The 18,956-nt window shown below is 58.4% G+C and carries 21 protein-coding genes and 2 pseudogenes; 14 read left to right on the top strand and 9 right to left on the bottom strand.

The genetic code is table 11. From position 1 onward, the window contains the following. The first annotated feature begins 445 nt into the window (after positions 1–445). The 8 genes and pseudogenes from KW837_RS21105 (at position 446) to recX (ending at position 4,956) form a co-directional block, all read left to right on the top strand. A complete protein-coding gene (locus tag KW837_RS21105) occupies positions 446–634 on the top strand; it encodes a Com family DNA-binding transcriptional regulator (protein WP_218398411.1) in 189 nt (62 codons plus the stop codon). A 7-nt stretch (positions 635–641) separates the two neighbouring features. Further along, positions 642–1,222 (top strand): annotated as a pseudogene (locus KW837_RS21100) (DUF642 domain-containing protein). A gap of 129 nt (positions 1,223–1,351) precedes the next feature. Continuing rightward, positions 1,352–1,699 carry a phage holin family protein gene (locus KW837_RS21095; RefSeq protein ID WP_218398409.1) on the top strand — a complete coding sequence of 116 codons (348 nt, stop codon included), beginning with the start codon at positions 1,352–1,354 and terminating at the stop codon, positions 1,697–1,699. Positions 1,700–1,918: 219 nt separating this feature from the next. After that, positions 1,919–2,482, top strand: coding sequence for a glycoside hydrolase family 19 protein (locus KW837_RS21090; protein ID WP_218398407.1), 564 nt, complete (start codon positions 1,919–1,921; stop codon positions 2,480–2,482). Continuing rightward, positions 2,464–2,763 (top strand): annotated as a pseudogene (locus KW837_RS21085) (hypothetical protein). Before KW837_RS21090 ends, KW837_RS21085 begins: the two are co-directional and overlap by 19 nt. A gap of 80 nt (positions 2,764–2,843) precedes the next feature. Continuing rightward, on the top strand, positions 2,844–3,344 hold the full coding sequence (locus KW837_RS21080; protein WP_218398405.1) for a CinA family protein: 501 nt from the start codon (positions 2,844–2,846) through the stop codon (positions 3,342–3,344). Between the two features lie 83 nt (positions 3,345–3,427). Then, complete coding sequence (recA, locus tag KW837_RS21075) at positions 3,428–4,480, top strand: recombinase RecA (protein WP_007907270.1); 1,053 nt, start codon at positions 3,428–3,430, stop codon at positions 4,478–4,480. Positions 4,481–4,488: 8 nt separating this feature from the next. Then, positions 4,489–4,956, top strand: coding sequence for a recombination regulator RecX (recX, locus tag KW837_RS21070; RefSeq protein ID WP_218398403.1), 468 nt, complete (start codon positions 4,489–4,491; stop codon positions 4,954–4,956). Between the two features lie 42 nt (positions 4,957–4,998). Here the strand turns inward: recX and KW837_RS21065 are convergent, their stop codons facing one another. After that, the gene (locus KW837_RS21065; protein ID WP_218398401.1) at positions 4,999–6,117 is read right to left on the bottom strand and encodes a TIGR00730 family Rossman fold protein; all 1,119 of its coding nucleotides are present in this window, start codon (positions 6,115–6,117) and stop codon (positions 4,999–5,001) included. 488 nt (positions 6,118–6,605) lie between these two features. Between KW837_RS21065 and KW837_RS21060 the strand changes: the two genes are divergently transcribed. Beyond that, a complete protein-coding gene (locus KW837_RS21060; protein WP_007907277.1) occupies positions 6,606–6,800 on the top strand; it encodes a hypothetical protein in 195 nt (64 codons plus the stop codon). On the opposite strand, the gene KW837_RS21055 is transcribed toward KW837_RS21060, so the two are convergent. Then, complete coding sequence (locus tag KW837_RS21055; protein WP_218398399.1) at positions 6,801–7,226, bottom strand: PA3611 family quorum-sensing-regulated virulence factor; 426 nt, start codon at positions 7,224–7,226, stop codon at positions 6,801–6,803. A gap of 189 nt (positions 7,227–7,415) precedes the next feature. Here KW837_RS21055 and KW837_RS21050 point away from each other — a divergent pair, with 189 nt between their 5' ends. The 3 genes from KW837_RS21050 to KW837_RS21040 all read left to right on the top strand — a co-directional run bounded on the left by KW837_RS21050 (position 7,416) and on the right by KW837_RS21040 (position 9,487). Next, positions 7,416–8,159, top strand: a complete 744-nt coding sequence (locus KW837_RS21050; RefSeq protein WP_008072711.1) for a tRNA-uridine aminocarboxypropyltransferase — start codon at positions 7,416–7,418, stop codon at positions 8,157–8,159. A gap of 239 nt (positions 8,160–8,398) precedes the next feature. Beyond that, entirely contained in the window at positions 8,399–9,049 is a 651-nt protein-coding gene (gene erdR / locus KW837_RS21045) for a response regulator transcription factor ErdR (RefSeq protein ID WP_007907284.1), read from the top strand. A gap of 75 nt (positions 9,050–9,124) precedes the next feature. Beyond that, positions 9,125–9,487: a diacylglycerol kinase gene (locus KW837_RS21040; RefSeq protein ID WP_019580981.1), complete on the top strand. Its 363-nt coding sequence runs from the start codon at positions 9,125–9,127 to the stop codon at positions 9,485–9,487. Here the strand turns inward: KW837_RS21040 and KW837_RS21035 are convergent. Beyond that, on the bottom strand, positions 9,484–10,410 hold the full coding sequence (locus KW837_RS21035) for a LysR family transcriptional regulator (RefSeq protein WP_192344250.1): 927 nt from the start codon (positions 10,408–10,410) through the stop codon (positions 9,484–9,486). The genes KW837_RS21040 and KW837_RS21035 overlap by 4 nt on opposite strands. A gap of 121 nt (positions 10,411–10,531) precedes the next feature. Here KW837_RS21035 and fpr point away from each other — a divergent pair, with 121 nt between their 5' ends. Beyond that, entirely contained in the window at positions 10,532–11,311 is a 780-nt protein-coding gene (gene fpr, locus KW837_RS21030; protein ID WP_003443014.1) for a ferredoxin-NADP reductase, read from the top strand. Between the two features lie 176 nt (positions 11,312–11,487). Here the strand turns inward: fpr and tsaA are convergent, their stop codons facing one another. The 6 genes from tsaA to rimO form a co-directional block, all read right to left on the bottom strand. Next, positions 11,488–12,189, bottom strand: a complete 702-nt coding sequence (gene tsaA / locus KW837_RS21025; RefSeq protein ID WP_218398397.1) for a tRNA (N6-threonylcarbamoyladenosine(37)-N6)-methyltransferase TrmO — start codon at positions 12,187–12,189, stop codon at positions 11,488–11,490. Between the two features lie 184 nt (positions 12,190–12,373). After that, the gene (locus KW837_RS21020; RefSeq protein ID WP_218398395.1) at positions 12,374–13,144 is read right to left on the bottom strand and encodes an SDR family oxidoreductase; all 771 of its coding nucleotides are present in this window, start codon (positions 13,142–13,144) and stop codon (positions 12,374–12,376) included. Positions 13,145–13,323: 179 nt separating this feature from the next. Beyond that, entirely contained in the window at positions 13,324–13,794 is a 471-nt protein-coding gene (locus KW837_RS21015) for a DUF1456 family protein (protein ID WP_008010137.1), read from the bottom strand. A 75-nt stretch (positions 13,795–13,869) separates the two neighbouring features. Next, the gene (locus KW837_RS21010; protein WP_218398392.1) at positions 13,870–14,580 is read right to left on the bottom strand and encodes an rRNA pseudouridine synthase; all 711 of its coding nucleotides are present in this window, start codon (positions 14,578–14,580) and stop codon (positions 13,870–13,872) included. Between the two features lie 191 nt (positions 14,581–14,771). Then, a complete protein-coding gene (locus KW837_RS21005) occupies positions 14,772–15,245 on the bottom strand; it encodes a GNAT family N-acetyltransferase (protein WP_192344253.1) in 474 nt (157 codons plus the stop codon). 111 nt (positions 15,246–15,356) lie between these two features. Then, positions 15,357–16,694, bottom strand: coding sequence for a 30S ribosomal protein S12 methylthiotransferase RimO (rimO, locus tag KW837_RS21000; RefSeq protein WP_123499342.1), 1,338 nt, complete (start codon positions 16,692–16,694; stop codon positions 15,357–15,359). 290 nt (positions 16,695–16,984) lie between these two features. Here rimO and KW837_RS20995 point away from each other — a divergent pair, with 290 nt between their 5' ends. Further along, complete coding sequence (locus tag KW837_RS20995; RefSeq protein WP_218398390.1) at positions 16,985–18,886, top strand: potassium transporter Kup; 1,902 nt, start codon at positions 16,985–16,987, stop codon at positions 18,884–18,886. Positions 18,887–18,956: the final 70 nt, after the last annotated feature.

Genomic DNA, 18,956 nt, shown 5'->3' with positions numbered 1-18,956 from the left:
GCGGGTTTTTTTTCGCCTATCGAAAAACCGCCAACGCCTTTGCTTGCGGGGCTTTCATGCGCCTGTGCATTTATAATGCATAAATAAATGCATTTATGCATTGACTGTATATGCATCCATGCATATTCTTTGTCTCAAGCCGCCCGACAAGGCGGCTCGAAACGAAGCTCTTTAGTTCCACCACAAAGGCAGCGATGAACCGGCCTCAACGGTTCAGAGGGTTGGCAACTGACCCGGGTGTGCAGCGTAAAGCACCACAAGCAGTTATCCGGCGGGCAGGGGCCGCGGTCGGAAAAACAATTTGAATGGACTCGTACCGCGCCAGTAGCGCCGAAAGGTCAATGCGAAGGATCGCATTCCGGTTAGCGCCGGGAATGCCCACCTCGTCCGAGGTTTATCAACCTCAATTACAGAAAGGACTCGGCAGAAGCCAGGAGGCATCTCGATGTTGAAAGATTGCAGATGTGGGCAGTGCAAAAGACTTCTCGCCCGAGTGGGTGAGTACACCGAGCTCCAGATCAAATGTTCCCGATGCGGGACGCTGAATCATGTGAAGGCAACGAGCCTCGAGCGATCGCCTGTGAGCGACATGAGCACTGCATCAGCAGCGCAAATAACTCAATTAACTCACTAGGTGAATCATGAACGGTTTCAGGGAATACATTGCCCCGCTGTTGCTGGCCGTTGCTCTGCTCGGCGCTGGGGGCAACGCTGTTGCCGCCAACCTTTTGGTCAACGGCAGCTTTGAACAGCCAGGCTGCAGCGGTAGTTGCATACTGGATACCACGGAGCAAGCCAACTTCATCACGGGTTGGACGACGTTTCTGTCCGGTGCCGAGTACTTCAATATGCCTGCCGCGATCGGCGGCTCCGTCGCCGCGGATGGCGTTGTGATCGTCGACCTGGCCAACTACGTTTATGGCAACGGCGGCGGCATTCAGCAGAACTTTGCTACCACGGTCGGCGCCCAGTACCGATTGACCTCAGCGCGGGTAATTCGCGCTACGCCGGTCGCTCCGGCGACGGTGTCATCCAGGTGAATGTGGCGGGGAAAACCGTCACCTTCAACACCCCGTCCGCCAACGGTACAACAGTCGAGTGGAGCACCATCACTTACGACTTCACCGCCACCACGGCTAAAACGACCCTGGCCTTCCCCAACGAGCAGAACCCGTACGCCAACTTTGCCTTCATCGACAACGTAATCGTTGAGCCTGTTTAACCACCTGGTCGCCTGCCATCAACAGGATTTGCAGTCGTTTCTCTGCGCTTGAGCGGCGACCGCTGATCACCAAGGCTGCATCCGAAACACACCATCAATTACTCATTAATCACCCCCAGGAGGCGTGACATGACAAACGAGCAACAAGCGTTGCTGGACATGCCGATCTGGCTGGTCATCGTTCTCGCCCTGGTGGGTGGGGTGTCTGGTGAAATGTGGCGCGCCGACAAGGAGGGCGCTCGCGGGTGGTCATTGCTGCGGCGTCTGGCCTTGCGATCCGGGGCCTGCATGGTCTGCGGAGTCTCGGCCATCATGTTGCTGTACGCCGCAGGCATGTCGATCTGGGCGGCTGGCGCGTTCGGTTGTCTGACGGCGATGGCCGGAGCGGATGTTTCCATCGGTCTTTATGAGCGCTGGGCGGCCAAGCGGATTGGCGTTTGCGAAGTGCCGCCGCCAGATACCCGCCAGGATCACTGAATACAAAGCCCAATGGAATGGCGAGCAGCGATGCCTACCGGCATCCGACCCGCACGGACGCGGGTTTCCCACGGCCAGTACCTTTCACTCAAACCCGCACTCAAGCGGGGTTTTATTACCCGGTGAAAACACGATGAAGATCATTCCACTGATTGACCAACTGCGTGATCACTGCCCAAGTCTTGTAGATCGAGTCGCCGCCGGCATTCTGGAGGCTATATGACTGTTACGCAGCAACAACTACAGATCGTTATGCCCAACGCCAGCTCCCAAGCAGGCGTTTTCATTTCTGCGCTCAACATCGCCATGACCCACCGCAACATCAATACCCCGAAACGCATCGCTGCGTTCCTTGCGCAAGTCGGTCATGAGTCGGGGCAGTTGCAGTACGTACGTGAGTTGGGCTGCGCTCAATACTTGAGCAAGTACGACACCGGCGCACTGACTGTGCGCCTGGGTAATACGCCAGAGCCCGACGGCGACGGTCAAAAATACCGTGGCCGAGGCCTGATTCAGATCACGGGTCGCGACAATTACCGTCAGTGCAGTCTCGGACTCTTCGGTGATGATCGTTTGCTGTTTTTGCCAGGACTTCTGGAAAAGCCGCGGTGGGCCGCTGAATCGGCTGCCTGGTTCTGGGAGCAAAATGGCTTCAATGAACTGGCCGACCGCGACCAGTTCAACAGCATCACCCGCCGCATCAACGGCGGCCTGAACGGTTTGCAGGATCGCTTGCATCTCTGGGCGCGGGCGAGGGCGGTGTTATGCCAGCCTTCGGTTTGATCCCGATGTCTTACCGCATCATTGGCGTTGTTGTGTTTCCGGTTGTGTTGGCCGGCGGCTCGGCGGCGCTGGCCTGGCGACTTCAGGACTGGCGTTATGGCCGGCAACTGGCGGAACTGGCCGGGTTGCAGGCCGAGAAACTCGACCAGTTGACGGTGGCACCCGCGACGTAGCGAGCCCCCGGTGCATGCTCAACGAATTGTCGCTATCACCAATGCCGGCGACCGCGGATTGATTGCCTTGCAGGCCGTCAGGCTTATATCAGAGCCTTTGCTCGCTAACATTTTGATCGATCCTGAACCTTGCAAGCGTGATCGGCTCGTGTACGGTAGGCCTCATTCCGCTCGATCAGGAGAGAGCCGTGAAAGATATCACTCAGTTGGCCGCTGAACTTGGCAGACGCTTGCAGGTTCTCAATGCCCACGTCACCACCGCCGAATCCTGTACCGGTGGCGGGATTGCCGAGGCAATCACCCGTATTCCGGGGAGTTCGGCGTGGTTCGAGGCCGGTTATGTCACCTACTCCAACCGTCAGAAAACCCAGCAACTGGATGTCCCGGCTGAGTTGTTTCCAACTGTCGGGGCGGTCAGTCGCGAGGTGGTCGAGGCCATGGTCCGCGGCGCGCAGGAAAAAAGCCGGGCGCGTTTTGCCGTGGCCGTTAGCGGTGTGGCGGGGCCGGATGGTGGTTCGCCGGGCAAGCCCGTGGGCACGGTGTGGCTGGCCTGGGGGGTGGGTGAGCAGGTGTTCAGCGAGGTGCAGTACTTTGCCGGTAACCGTGACGAGGTCCGCCGACAAACGGTGAAGGCCGCGCTAGAGGGGCTGCTGCGCCATGCCGCTGGAGAAATCTCAAATCAGGGGTAGGCGATCCTGAAACGCTGTGGAATAATACTGGCTACTTATACAGGTGTTGGCCGTCAGGCCTTATTGATTACGTGAGGACTTTAATGGACGACAACAAGAAGAAAGCCTTGGCTGCGGCCCTGGGTCAGATCGAACGTCAATTCGGCAAGGGTGCCGTAATGCGTATGGGCGATCAGGACCGTCAGGCGATCCCGGCTATTTCCACTGGCTCTCTGGGTCTGGATATCGCGCTCGGCATTGGCGGTCTGCCAAAAGGCCGTATCGTTGAGATCTACGGTCCTGAATCCTCCGGTAAAACCACCCTGACACTGTCGGTGATCGCCCAGGCTCAAAAAGCCGGCGCGACCTGCGCATTCGTCGACGCCGAACACGCCCTCGACCCTGAGTACGCCGGCAAATTGGGCGTCAACGTCGACGACCTGCTGGTTTCCCAGCCGGACACCGGCGAGCAAGCCCTGGAAATCACCGACATGCTGGTGCGTTCCAACGCGGTTGACGTGATCATCGTCGACTCCGTGGCTGCTCTGGTGCCGAAGGCTGAAATCGAAGGCGAAATGGGCGACATGCACGTGGGCCTGCAAGCCCGTCTGATGTCCCAGGCGCTGCGTAAAATCACCGGTAACATCAAGAACGCCAACTGCCTGGTGATCTTCATCAACCAGATCCGCATGAAAATCGGCGTGATGTTCGGCAGCCCGGAAACCACCACCGGTGGTAACGCGCTGAAGTTCTACGCTTCGGTTCGTCTGGACATCCGCCGTACTGGCGCGGTGAAAGAAGGTGATGAAGTCGTCGGTAGCGAAACCCGCGTCAAGGTTGTGAAGAACAAGGTGGCTTCGCCGTTCCGTCAGGCCGAGTTCCAGATTCTTTACGGCAAGGGCATCTACCTCAACGGTGAGATGATCGACCTGGGTGTTCTGCACGGTTTCGTCGAGAAATCCGGTGCATGGTATGCCTACGAAGGCACCAAGATCGGTCAGGGCAAGGCCAACTCGGCCAAGTTCCTGGCAGACAATCCAGAAATCGCCGCCAAGCTCGAGAAGCAACTGCGTGACAAGTTGCTGACCCCAGCGCCGGACGTCAAAGCATCGCCGGTCAAAGAGACGGCTGATGACCTGGCTGACGCTGATATCTGATTGATCCGATGACCGCCGTACTCGATACACTCGTCGCGGTGCGGCGAACCGCAATGGACCTGCTCGCGCGACGCGAGCATGGTCGAGTCGAGCTGACGCGTAAACTGCGTCAGCGCGGCGCCCTCCCTGAAATGATCGACACAGCACTCGACCGCTTGACGGAAGAGGGCCTGTTGTCCGAGTCCCGTTACCTCGAGAGCTTCGTTTCCTACCGCGCCCGTTCCGGTTATGGCCCTTTGCGAATTCGCGAAGAGTTGAGCCAGCGCGGTCTGCAACGTACCGATATCGAACTCGCCTTGCGCGAGAGCTGTATCAACTGGCAGGAACAACTGGAAGACACCTGGCGGCGAAAATTCTCCGGGCACTTACCGATAGACGCCCGGGAACGTGCCAAACAGGGCAGGTTCCTGAGTTATCGGGGATATTCCATGGAAATGATCAGCCGCTTGTTCAGTGGCCGAGGGATGAACGATTGAATGAACGGCTCGCTATTTCGATAGCGGGCCGTTTTTTTTGCCTCACGTTACCTTGGACGGTTCCCGTGTGCGTTGTTGCGCCTGGGGTTTGGACTGGGCCCAGTTTTCCGGCAGGTTGATGTAATCCACTAGCTCCCGCAGACGGCCATGATCGCGGGCGTTGAAGGTGAAGGAAAGTCGCGCCAGATGGCTGAACTGTGCTTCGTCGTGCTCCTCACCGCTGTAGGCGTGCTGATGGAAATGGTCGCTCAGGCACAGGTCGGCGAATGCCTCCTGTATATGTTCGAGCGCCCGGTCGCTGAGTTTGTGGTTCATGCGAATCACGAACTGATGCTTGAGCCAGCGGCTGGAGTGGAAGTTGCTGTAGAACTGATTGATCTGCTCCACTGCCTCTTCGGCACTGTAGACCAGACTCAACAGCTTCATGTCGGTTGGCAGGATGTAGCGATTTTCCTCCAGTTGATGGTGAATGAAGTCCAGCGCGCCTTGCCAGAACTTGCCGCCCGGCGCATCCAGTAGCACCACGGGCACCAATGGGCTTTTGCCCGTCTGAATCAGGGTCAGCACTTCCAGCGCTTCATCCAGCGTACCGAAACCGCCTGGGCACAGGACCAGCGCATCGGCTTCCTTGACGAAGAACAGCTTTCGGGTAAAGAAAAAGTGGAAGGGCAGTAGATTCCCGGTGCCATTGACCGTGGGATTGGCATGTTGCTCGAAGGGCAGAGTGATATTGAATCCCAAGCTGTGTTCCAGACCTGCACCTTCGTGGGCCGCCGCCATGATGCCGCCGCCGGCACCGGTGATGACCATCATGTCCGAGCGCGCCAGTGCGGCGCCAAGCTCTCGGGCCAAACCATACAACGGGTGTTCTATCGGCGTGCGGGCCGAGCCGAAAACAGTGACTTTGCGTCGTCCTTTGAACTGCTCCATCACACGGAAGGCGTGTTCGAGTTCGCGCAAGGCTTGCAGGGTGATCTTGGCATTCCAGCGGTTGTGATCTTCCTGGGCCATGCGCAGCACAGTCAGGATCATGTCGCGGTAAATCGGGATGTTGGGGCTGTTGGGGGAAACCAGGTTGAGTTGTTCTTCGACCTTGCTGGTGAGGTCGTGGCCGCTTTCTTGAAAATGACGGCTCAGGAGGTCATTCGGTTGGTAAGGCATTCAACTTCTCCTTCTGCACAGAACCCTTGGCCCGACAAAACAATCGTCGGCGCCGCGACACCCCTTGTGTCGCTGTCTGCCCAAGCCCTTGCCTGGGCGCTCCACCTGACTCGGTTGCAATCGAGCCATCCATACGGGCTCTGCTTATCCCTTGAATGAAAGAAACGTTCGCACAATAAGACACGCAATGGGCAGCCCCTTTTCTGCCCTGAAAAAAACCACATGAACACTTTGAATTTAGACCCTCGCGACGATTTTTGCTGCTTGATCATTGCGCCGCAAAGTCTTTCCTGGCAATCGCTTATTGACGATTTGCAAGGTGCTTTCACCGCTCGTCTGAACGCAAGCCGTTTGTCCTGCGCTCTGATTTACTAAGTTACAGGCGTGACACGACAACTTTGCGTCAATGGCAGGACGCAACGTTCAAGCAATTCAGGGATTTTTCGCGTGATCAACGACGATCAATGCGTGCACGGAGGCGGGAAACCATGCCCAGAGTCACTCTGGAAATCGATGCGCAACTGTATCGATTGCTGAAGTTGTCAGCCGAGACCAATCATTTGAGTCTCGAAGAGGAGTGCTGCCGGCGTCTGGAGGGTGGGGAGCGACGTTCGCGCTACTTGCAGGCGTTGTTGGCGGAACTGCGCGCCGAGGATGAACAGCGGCGCGCCAATTCTCGTTGATTACTTTTTCTTGGCCGGTGTGGCTTTCGGGCAATCCGATTCCTGGAAGCTTGCGGAGCCGACCGGGCGATTGGTTTTCACTTCGGTGAAGTCATAACGCATGACCGCCCCCTTGGCCATCAGCTTGCGGAACCCGTCGTTTCTGCAGACGGAGGCGCCAAGCTGGAAGTACACGGCTTTCGGATCGGCGCGCATCTTGTCGGCGTGGCTGCTCTGAACGCTCAGATGATTGATCAGCTGATTGCCTTCGACGGTATAACCCTGATCCAGAAGGTCTTCGTTGATCGCCCGTGGAGTGCCGACACTGCTTTGTACGGCGACGTTTCGCAGCTCTCTGTTCAGATTCTGCTCACTCAAGGAAGCAGCCTGAGCATTGAAGGACGACGCCAGCAGAATGGCAGCGGTGGGAACGATAAGGCGCAGCATGAAACTCTCCTGGTTCAGTGACTGGTGGTTCGACCCGTCACGTGACTATGCGTTCAGTGGCGGCGAATTATAGGGGAGGCGGCCTGGACGGTACAGGCTTGCGCCGGCTGCTCTGATAAACTGCTGGCCTTTATTGCCTTGCCGAGTGCCGTTTGTGTCGAGTTTTCCTGTCTGCCGGTGTTGCCAACGATGAACCACGCCCCCAACGCCGTAGCCCGCTTGCGCGATCAGCGAGAGGAAGAGGGTATCAAGCCGATTCAGGCCCGTGGTTGGCGAGCAACCCGTTGCCGTGCCTGCCGTGTGATCGAGAGTCACTGCCTGTGTGCCTGGCGCCCGCAGGTCGACACCCGTAGCGGCGTGTGCCTGATCATGACCAATAAAGAAGTATTCAAACCGAGCAATACCGGTTGGCTGATTGCCGATGTGGTGCGCGACAACCACGCATTCATCTGGTCGCGCACGGAAATCGATGAACAACTGCTGGCGCTGTTGGCCGACCCGCAATGGCAACCCTATCTGGTGTTTCCTGGCGAATACGTCGAGCCCGAGCGAGTTACCCACAGCGTCGAGGTCGATAGCACCAAGCGCCCATTGTTCATTCTGCTGGACGCCACCTGGACCGAAGCCCGGAAGATTTTCCGTAAAAGCCCCTATTTTGATGCGTTCCCGATTCTGAGCCTGCTTCCTGAGAAACTTTCACGATACCGATTGCGCAGGTCCACTCGCAGCGAGCACCTGTGCACGGCGGAAGTGGCGGCGCTGTGCCTCGATCTTGCCGGTGATACAGACGCTGCTTCGGCGCTGGACGCTTATTTTGATGTGTTCAGCCAGCATTATCTGGACGCTAAACATCAGCTGGATATGAATGTTGCAACACCGGCCCATGCCGAGCTGATGCCCTTTGTACAGCACGCGGCGCCCGTGATCTGCTGAGCATCGCCCATACTGCAAGGAACCAGGCTCGCTGGCAGGGCCACGCAACTTGACCACCCCGGTTTCGCTGGGCATGCTTGGCGCCGATTAGGGCGCGGCCAAGGTTTGAAACGCTGCTTTTTTTACGTAATTGGCGTTGAACGTGCCCTGTTGGTGCTGCTGCGTGGCTGCACCTCGAGTTGTTTTGGCGAGGCCTGAATGCATCAGGCGTCCCATAAAAAAACAGGATCATTTGAAAAATGGCCACATACGAAATCCTGATTGCCGATGACCACCCTCTTTTTCGTAGCGCCCTGCATCAAGCGTTGACCCTGGGCCTGGGCCCGGATGTCCGTCTGGTGGAAGTGGCGAGCATTGCCGAGCTGGAAACCCGTCTGGACGAAAAGGCCGACTGGGATCTGGTATTGCTGGACCTGAACATGCCGGGGGCTTACGGTTTTTCCGGGTTGGTGCTGTTGCGTGGGCAGTACCCGCAGATTCCGGTGGTGATGGTGTCGGCTCAGGAAGAAGCATCGATCATGGTGAAATCCCGTGAATTCGGCGCCAGCGGTTTCATTCCCAAGTCCAGTGATTTGAGCGTCATTCAGAAAGCCGTACGCGCGGTGCTGGATGGCGACGTTTTCTGGCCGCCCCAGGCCTTCGAAGCGGTCAGCGTTTCCGCCGAAGCCAAGGCTGCCAGCGAAGGCCTCGCCAGCCTGACACCCCAGCAGTTCCGTGTATTGACCATGGTCTGTGAAGGTTTGCTGAACAAGCAGATTGCTTATGAGTTGAGTGTTTCCGAGGCGACGATCAAGGCCCACGTCACGGCCATTTTCCGTAAGCTGAATGTGCGGACCCGGACTCAGGCGGCGCTGCTCTTGCAACAACTTGAGTCAATTTCGAGCAACTAAGGAGCTACGTGTTCACGCTTTTTTGACTTTGCTTCATCTAGCTTTCCCACTCCTTTTTGGTCAGTTGCCTACTTTATGTCACCTTTCAAAGGCCAGACCGGCCTCAAACGCATTCTCAACGCCTCTGGTTACTCCCTGGACGGCCTGCGCGCGGCCTTCACTGGGGAAGCAGCCTTCCGGCAACTGGTGTTGCTTAATGCCATCCTGATTCCGTTGTCATTCTTCCTCAACGTCAGCCGCGTCGAGCAGGCGCTACTGATTGCGGTCTGCCTGTTGGCCTTGATCGTCGAGCTGCTCAATTCGGCGGTGGAAGCGGCCATCGACCGCATTTCCCTTGAGTTGCATCCACTGTCCAAGAACGCCAAGGACATGGGCAGCGCTGCTCAATTAGTGGCGTTGAGCATGATCGCGCTGGTGTGGGCGGTGATTCTGCTTTAGGCGATGGTGGGCAGGACGATCTCGTCGCTGCGCTGAACCCCGGCGGTGAACGCGCGGCACAGTTCGAGGAATTCGCGCATCGCCGATGTCTGATATTTCTGTTTGTGCCAGATGAAATAGAACTGCCGCGCCAGGTCCAGATCCGGTGTTTCCACGGGCACCAGGCTGCCGCGGCGGAACGCATCGCGCAGCGCCAGGCGCGAAATGCAGCCAATCCCCAAACCTGATTCCACCGCGCGCTTGATCGCTTCGGTGTGTTCCAGTTCCAGGCGAATGTTCAGCGCGCTGCGATGGTGTCGCATGGCCTGGTCGAACGTCAGCCGTGTGCCCGAGCCTTGTTCGCGGAGAATCCACGCCTCATGACTCAGCGCCTCCATGGTCGCAATGCCACGTTTGGCCAAGGGGTGCTGAGGCGCACAGAACACCACCAGCTCATCTTCGACCCAACTCTGCACTTCGATGTCCGGATGGCTGCAGTCGCCTTCGATTAGACCCAGATCAATTTCATAATGCGCGACCTGTTGCACGATGTTGGCAGTGTTCTGCACATGCAGCTTCACCTGGCTTTCCGGATGACGCTGCATGAAGCTGCCGATCAGTAGAGTGGCGAGGTAATTGCCGATGGTCAGGGTCGCGCCGACCGCCAAAGAGCCGAAACCGGACTTGCCGTTGAGCAAGTCTTCGATCTCCTTGGCCTGGTCGAGCAGGGCCACCGCCTGCGGCAACAGTTGTTTGCCGAGGGCGTTGAGGCTCAGCCGTTTGCCGGCGCGATCGAACAGTTGGCAGCTGCACTGACGCTCCAGCTCGGTGATTGAAGTGCTCGCCGCCGATTGTGAGAGGTTGAGCGTCAATGCAGCACGGGATACGCTTTCCTGCTGGGCGACGGCGACGAATACTTGAAGTTGACGGAGAGTAAATCGCATATCGATATAACCGATAACCCTTATCTTAATAATCCAGTTAACAGATATTGTCGCTGCCATTAGAATGCGCTGCAATTGCGCACATCATCGGCGCAGGCAAATCTCCAGGAGTCCCACGTACATGAGCAACATGAACCACGAGCGTGTCCTCAGTGTTCACCACTGGAACGACACTCTGTTCAGCTTCAAGTGCACCCGCGATCCGGGCCTGCGCTTCGAGAACGGTCAGTTCGTGATGATCGGCCTGCAACAGCCCAACGGCCGCCCGCTTATGCGCGCTTACTCGATTGCCAGCCCGAACTGGGAAGAGCATCTCGAGTTCTTCAGCATCAAAGTGCCTGATGGCCCGCTGACTTCCCAGTTGCAGCATCTGAAGGAAGGCGACGAGATCATCATCAGCAAAAAGCCTACCGGCACCCTGGTGCTGGATGACTTGAAGCCGGGCAAACATTTGTACCTGCTCAGCACCGGTACCGGTCTGGCGCCGTTCATGAGCGTGATCCAGGACCCGGAAACCTACGAGCGTTTCGAAAAAGTGATCCTGTGCCACGGCGTGCGTTACGTCAATGAAGTCGCTTACCGCGAGTTCATCACCGAGCACCTGCCGCAGAACGAGTTCTTCGGCGAGGCGCTGCGTGACAAGTTGATCTACTACCCGACCGTGACCCGCGAGCCGTTCGAGAATGAAGGCCGCCTGACCGACCTGATGCGCAGCGGCAAGCTGTTCAGCGACATCGGTCTGCCACCGATCAACCCGCAGGACGACCGCGCCATGCTGTGCGGTAGCCCGAGCATGCTCGACGAGACCAGCGAAGTGTTGAACAGCTTCGGCCTGAAAGTTTCGCCGCGGATGCGCGAGCCAGGTGATTACCTGATCGAGCGTGCGTTCGTCGAGAAGTAACTTTCGCTGAAAAATGTGGGAGCGGGCTTGCTCGCGAAGACGGTTTAACATTCAACGATGATGTTGACTGAGAGTCCGCTTTCGCGAGCAAGCTCGCTCCCACATTGGTTTGGTGTTGACCATAAAAAGCCCGCGTTGCCTTAAGGCTGCGCGGGCTTTTTTATGCCGGAAATTTCCTACGCGTTGGATACGGGAATGACTTCGAGGACGCGGATCAGGTCGGGCGTGGGGTAATGCCAGCGCACATCCACATCCCAGAACTGCGCGCCGTATTCCCTTTCTGGCGTAGGAATCTGGTACGCCGGGCGTGGGTCTTGTGCCAGGCATTGTTCGATCAGCTCAACCAAGGGCTCATCAAGCCGTTGAGCGTGGCTGTGAGCCTGTTGCAGTGCTGAGTCTGTCCACTGCACGGGAATCAGCGATGGCGGGGCGCTGGCGATGCTGTTGGACGCCGTATCGATGATGTCTGCATAAGGCACATAGGGTTTGATGTCGAGCACCGGCGTACCGTCGAGCAAGTCGATGCCGGAGATCCACAGCCGATTGGCTTCGACTTTGTCCAGTTTGACCACCGATTGACCGATGCCATTGGGTCGATGCGTTGCCCGAGTGGCAAATACGCCCATGGATTTGTTGCCGCCCAGGCGGGGAGGGCGGACTTTCAGGCGTGGCTTTTCTTCCAGGGCCTGATGGAACAGGAACAGCAGCCAGACATGACTGACCTGTTCCAGCCCCTGCACCGCATCACCCTGATCGAACGGCGCGACCAGTTCCAGCACGCCTCGAGCGGCCGGGGCCAGCTGCGGCTGGCGCGGAATGGCGAACTTCTCCTTGAAGCAGGAGCGCACGAAGCCGATGGGGGAAACGCTGTAGGTCATGGTTTGGGGTCGAGGCGGGGTGTGGGCGGGCATGATACCCGATTGACCCTTGGGTCGGCGGTGACTGACAGATCGCCTTCGCGAGCAAGCCCGCTCCCACACTGGATTGATGCTGGCCACAAATGGTGCGGCCACAGGAGATCCAATGTGGGAGCGGGCTTGCTCGCGAAGGCCGCACCACGGATTAAAGGCTGAACCCACCATCCAAAGGAATAATATTCCCAGTCATATACGCGCCTGCCGTACTCGCCAAACTGATCGCCAAGGCAGCCATCTCTTCCTCCCGGCCCCAGCGCTTCATCGGAATCAGCGCCGTATCCTCCGCCAACGCCTGCTCATCATTGCCAATGTGCTGCGTCATCTTGCTCGGGAACCGTCCCGGTGCAATCACATTGACGTTGATGTGTTGGCTCACCAGCTCCCGCGCCAGAATCCGCGACAGTTGATGCAGGGCAGCCTTGCTCGGGCCGTAGGCATACGCCTGTTCGCCGAAGGACGAAATCCCGGCGACCGAACCAATGTTGATGATCCGTGCCGGATTCGCCGCCGAACCGGCCTTGCGCAGCAGCGGCAGAAATTGCTGGATGCAGTTGAATACCGAGGTCACGTTGAGCTGCATGACCTTTTCCCAGCCCTTGACCGGGTAACTCTCCAGCGGCGCGCCCCAGGTGGTGCCGGCGTTGTTCACCAGAATATCCAGCTGACCGATCTGTTCACTCAGGTGCGCAGCCAATTGCTGGACGCCTTCTTCGTGGGCCAGGTTGGCAGCTACCGCATGACAAACCCCGAAGGCACTCAGTTCGTTGGCAGTTTGCTGACAGGCGTCGGCATCGCGGGCACACACGTACACAGTGGCGCCAGCCTCGACATAAGCCTTGGCGATCATTTTGCCGATACCGCGGGTGCCGCCGGTCACCAGAGCGGTGCGGCCTGCGAGAGAAAAATACGGGTGCATAGGGCGAGTCCTGAAGGCAAAGGGTCAGTACACCCTAGTCGTCAGCCGCTGGAAGCGGAGCCACTATTTTTGCGAGGAATGGGGGTCTATACAGCCCTGTAGGAGCACGGCTTGCTGGCGATGGCGTTTTGAAGATCGCCTTCGCCAGCAAGCTGTGCTCCTACAGGTTCGTGGGCGATTTACTGCGGGCGAACGCGCAGGGTCAGGCCCTTGAGGAAGTTACGCAGCAACTGGTCGCCGCAGGTGCGGTAGTTGGTGTGGCCGAACTTGCGGAACAACGCGCTCAGCTCAGGCTTGGACACCGGGAACTCGGCCGCCTTGAGGATCGCGTGCATGTCGTCTTCCTTCAGTTCGAAGGCCACACGCAGTTTCTTCAGGATGATGTTGTTGGTCACCGGCACTTCGATCGGCTGCGGCGGACGGCTTTCGTCCTTGCCGCGCTTGAAGATCACCAGGCCATCTAGGAAATGCGCCATGACTTCGTCCGGGCAGCGTACGAAGCCTTCCTCGTCTTCCTCTTTCTTGTCGAGGTACGTCAGCAGGTCTTCCATGGACACGTCCATGCCGCCGAGCTTGATGATCTCGATGACTTTCTTGTCGCTGATGTCGAGCATGTAGCGCACGCTGCGCAGTACGTCGTTATGAATCATGGTGTGCAATCCTGATATTCAGCAGTGGGCGTCGCATAAGCCGCGGCGCCGAAATGTAGGGCGGCGTGAAAAGTCTTAGAACTTCTCTTTGCCGGACAGGTAGCGCCATTGCCCCAACGGCACTTTGCCGATGGACACGCCGCCGATGCGGATGCGGCGGATGGCGACGACCTTCAGGCCGACGGCCTGGCAGAACAGGGCGATCACGCCCGGTTGTGGGTTCTTCATCGCAAAGCGCAGGCGGTTTTCGTTCTGCCAGCTGGCTTTGACCGGCGGCAATTCCTTGCCCTTGTAGGTCAGGCCATGGTTCAGGCGGTTGAGGCCGTGAGCCACCATGTCGCCTTCAACCTCCACCACGTATTCCTGCTCGATTTTGGCGGAGTCGGCAGTGAGTTTGCGCAGGATCTTCCAGTCCTGTGTGAACACCAGCAGACCGCTGGCATTGGCCTGCAGATCGGTGCTGGCGGTCAGGCGCAGGAAGTGGCCCTTGAGCGGGCGTTTGCCGTAGCGGTGTTCTTCGCTCAGGGTCTCGGCGCTGATGGTCGCCATGGCCGTTTCCGCGTTCATGCCCGCAGGGACGTTGAACAGGATGGTCACCGGCTCCGGCGCGGTTGCCTTGGCTTCGGGATCGAGCTCGACTTTTTGGGTGTCGACCTTGAACTGCGGCTCGTCGATGACCTCGCCGTCCACGGTGACCCAGCCGCCCTCGATGAACAGCTCAGCCTCCCGACGGGAACAGCCGACGAGTTCGATGAGGCGTTTGGAGAGACGAATCGGGTCAGTCATGACAGGGCCGTAACAAAAAAGGGGTGGGCATTGTACCTGCTGGGCGCCGGTTAATCCCGGCTCCATTTGCGCTGTACGGCTTTTTGTGGGAGCGGGCTTGCTCGCGAAGGCGGTAGATCAGTCAAATTATCTGTTGAATGACACACCGTATTCGCGAGCAAGCCCGCTCCCACATTTTGTTCTGTGTTGTGTCAGCCGTGCTGCGAGTGTTGCTGGTTTTGGCGTAAGCGCATGTGCAGCAACGGATACGGCTGACCCATACCGTCGTGCTCGGAGCGACCGATCACCTCAAAACCCTGCTTGAAGTAGAATCCCAAGGCCTGCGGATTCTGCTCATTGACGTCCAGCTCATCGGCGTTCAGGTGTTCCAGGGCATAGCGCAGCAATTGCTTGCCCAGGCCTTTGCCGCGATGCGCCGGGTCGATGAAGAGCATTTCGATCTTGCCCGCCGCCACGCCGGCGAACCCGGTGATGCGCTGGCGTGAGTCTTTGGTACAGATCAGCATCACCGCGTCGAGGTAGCGGGTCAGCACCAGATTCTTCAGCAGGTCGATGTAGCTGTCGGGCAGAAAGTCATGGGTGGCGCGCACCGAGGCTTCCCACACTTGGGTGAGTTCTTCGTAGTCGCTCTGTTTCGGTGTGTGAATGACCGAGTGTTGGCGCATGCCCGCTGGCCTCTGTTGCGTGGATGACGCGAGTTCTTCTCTCACAAAACGATAGACGTAAAAAAGCCCCGCATCTCGTCAAGAGAGCGGGGCTTTTTGTATTTTTTGCGTTTAGATCTGTTCAGCCCACAGGTCGTATTCGTCGGCGTCGGTCACTTTGCACCAGACTTTGTCGCCTGGCTTCAAGTTGCTGCCGTTGTCGATGAAGACGTTGCCGTCGATTTCCGGGGCATCGAAGAAGCAACGGCCGACCGCACCTTGCTCGTCGACTTCATCGACCAGCACTTCGATTTCACGGCCGATGCGCATTTGCAGGCGCGCCGAGCTGATGGCCTGCTGGTGCGCCATAAAGCGGTCCCAACGGTCTTGCTTGACGTCGTCCGGCACAATGGCCGCGTCCAGCAGATTGGCCGGTGCACCTTCGACCGGCGAGTACTGGAAGCAACCAACGCGGTCCAGCTGGGCTTCGGTCAGCCAGTTCAGCAGGTACTGGAAGTCTTCTTCGGTTTCGCCAGGGAAGCCGACGATGAAGGTCGAACGGATGATCAGGTCCGGGCAGATTTCGCGCCAGTTCTTGATCCGCGCCAGGGTTTTGTCTTCGAAGGCCGGGCGTTTCATGGCTTTGAGGACTTTCGGGCTGGCGTGCTGGAACGGGATGTCCAGGTACGGCAGGATTTTCCCGGCGGCCATCAGCGGGATCAGCTCGTCGACGTGTGGGTACGGGTACACGTAGTGCAGGCGCACCCAGACACCGAGGGTGCTGAGGGCTTCGCAGAGTTCGGTCATGCGGGTTTTCACCGGCGCGCCGTTCCAGAAGCCGGTGCGGTATTTCACGTCGACGCCGTAGGCGCTGGTGTCCTGGGAAATCACCAACAGCTCTTTGACGCCGGCCTTGACCAGGCGCTGAGCCTCGTCGAGCACGTCACCGACCGGGCGGCTGACCAGTTTGCCGCGCATCGACGGGATGATGCAGAAGCTGCAGCTGTGGTTGCAGCCTTCGGAAATCTTCAGATAGGCGTAGTGGCGCGGGGTCAGCTTAATGCCTTGCGGCGGCACCAGGTCAATCAGCGGGTTGTGATCCTGACGCGGCGGCACGGCGTCGTGCACGGCGTTGACCACTTGCTCGTACTGCTGCGGACCGGTCACGGCCAGCACGCTTGGGTGTACGTTGCGAATGTTGCCTTCTTCGACGCCCATGCAGCCGGTCACGATGACCTTGCCGTTTTCCTTGATGGCTTCGCCGATCACTTCCAGGGACTCCGCCTTGGCCGAGTCGATGAAGCCGCAGGTGTTGACCACCACGACATCGGCGTCCTGATAGGTGGACACAACGTCATAGCCTTCCATGCGCAGCTGGGTAAGGATGCGCTCGGAGTCGACCAGTGCTTTCGGGCAACCCAGGGATACGAAGCCAACCTTTGGATTGGCCGGCGCAGGAGTGGTGGACATGTCTAACCTCGGTATTTGGGACGCCTCCAGCCGAAGTCGGCAAGGCGACAGACGGACGCTATGTTGCGTCTCTGGTCAAAAAGTGCGCAATTCTAGCGATGAGAGGCGCACTTGACCAGCTTTATGCAGGGAAATGCGACGAGTGCTGCGCTATGCTTCGCGCCTTTACGCTTTACCGATTTTCTACAGTCAATAAAACGTCTGTAACAACACGTAAAACAGCGCATGCTGCGCCACAAAGCATAGTGCTTCTTATAAGAAGTCCGAGTCTGAGCAGTAGGAGTTTTTGGATGGGGCAGGCAAGTAGTCAGGTGGCGGTCAGCGAGCATTCGGCGGCGAAGCCGATCGGCATGCTGGTCGCAGCAGTCGGGGTGGTTTATGGCGATATCGGCACGAGTCCGCTGTACACCCTCAAAGAAGTGTTTTCCGGTGGCTATGGCGTGCCGGTCAACCATGACGGCGTGCTGGGCATTCTGGCGCTGATCTTCTGGTCGCTGATCTGGGTCGTCTCCATCAAATACATGATGTTTGTGCTGCGTGCCGACAACCAGGGCGAAGGCGGGATCATGGCCTTGACCGCGCTGGCGCGACGAGCGGCGGGGGGACATGCAAAATTGCGCACGCTGCTGGTAGTCTGCGGGCTGATCGGCGCGGCGCTGTTCTATGGCGACAGCATGATCACCCCGGCGATTTCCGTTCTCTCGGCGATTGAAGGCCTTGGGCTGGCATTCGAGGGCATCGACCATTGGGTGGTGCCGCTGTCGTTGATCGTGCTGGTGGCATTGTTCCTGATTCAGCGTCACGGTACGGCGCGGATCGGCATTCTGTTCGGGCCGATCATGGTCACCTGGTTTCTGGTGCTGGGCGCGCTGGGCGTGTATGGCATCAGTCAGCATCCGGAAGTGTTGCAGGCGATGAATCCGGTGTGGGGCGTGCGCTTCTTCATGGTCCACCCGGGCATGGGGATCGCGATTCTTGGCGCTGTGGTGCTGGCATTGACCGGTGCCGAGGCGTTATACGCCGACATGGGCCACTTCGGCCGCAAGCCGATCGCCCGGGCCTGGTTCATTCTGGTGCTGCCGGCCCTGGTGCTGAACTACTTCGGTCAGGGTGCGTTGCTGCTCGGTGATCCGGAAGCCGCCCGTAACCCGTTCTACTTGTTGGCACCGAGCTGGGCGCTGATTCCGTTGGTGGGGTTGTCGACCCTGGCCACGGTAATTGCCTCTCAGGCGGTGATTTCTGGTGCGTTCTCCCTGACTCGTCAGGCGATCCAGCTCGGCTACATTCCGCGCATGCACATCCAGCACACGTCCAGTGCCGAGCAAGGCCAGATCTATATCGGCGCGGTGAATTGGGCATTGATGGTTGGCGTAATTCTATTGGTGCTGGGCTTCGAGTCCTCCGGCGCGTTGGCTTCGGCCTACGGCGTGGCGGTGACGGGCACGATGCTGATGACCACCGTCCTGGTGTCGGCGGTGATGCTGCTGCTGTGGAAGTGGCCACCGATCCTCGCTGTTCCGGTGTTGCTGGGTTTCCTGTTGGTAGACGGTCTGTACTTCGCCGCCAACGTGCCGAAAATCATTCAGGGCGGTGCGTTCCCGGTGATTGCCGGTATCGTGCTGTTCGTGTTGATGACCACTTGGAAACGCGGCAAGCAACTGCTGGTGGAGCGAATGGACGAGGGCGGGTTGCCGCTGCCGATCTTCATCAGCAGCATCCGCGTGCAACCGCCGCATCGGGTCCAGGGCACGGCGGTGTTCCTCTCCGCCCGTCCGGACGCCGTGCCTCACGCGCTGTTGCATAACCTGCTGCATAACCAGGTGCTGCACGAACAAGTAGTGTTGCTGACAGTGGTGTACGAAGACATCCCGCGCGTCCCGCCGCAACGGCGTTTCGCGGTCGATTCCTACGGCGAAGGGTTCTTCCGGGTGATCCTGCACTTCGGCTTCACCGACGAGCCGGACGTGCCTGAGGCCTTGAAACTGTGCCATCTGGATGACCTGAATTTCAGCCCGATGCGCACTACCTACTTCCTCAGCCGCGAGACGGTTATTGCCTCCAAACTCGAAGGCATGGCCCGCTGGCGCGAGGCGTTGTTCGCCTTCATGTTGAAGAATGCCAATGGCAATTTGCGGTTCTTCAATTTGCCGTTGAACCGGGTGATTGAGTTGGGTACGCAAGTCGAGATGTAAGCCACAACGAAAAGCCCCCGTTGCCATGAAGGTAGCGGGGGCTTTTTTGTGTCTGGCACTTGATCCGAAC

The organism is Pseudomonas sp. PDM24, from assembly GCF_019218905.1.
Lineage (GTDB): Bacteria > Pseudomonadota > Gammaproteobacteria > Pseudomonadales > Pseudomonadaceae > Aquipseudomonas.
The sequence above is the reverse complement of the archived record's forward strand: the minus strand, read 5'-3'. Positions and strand labels throughout refer to the sequence as shown.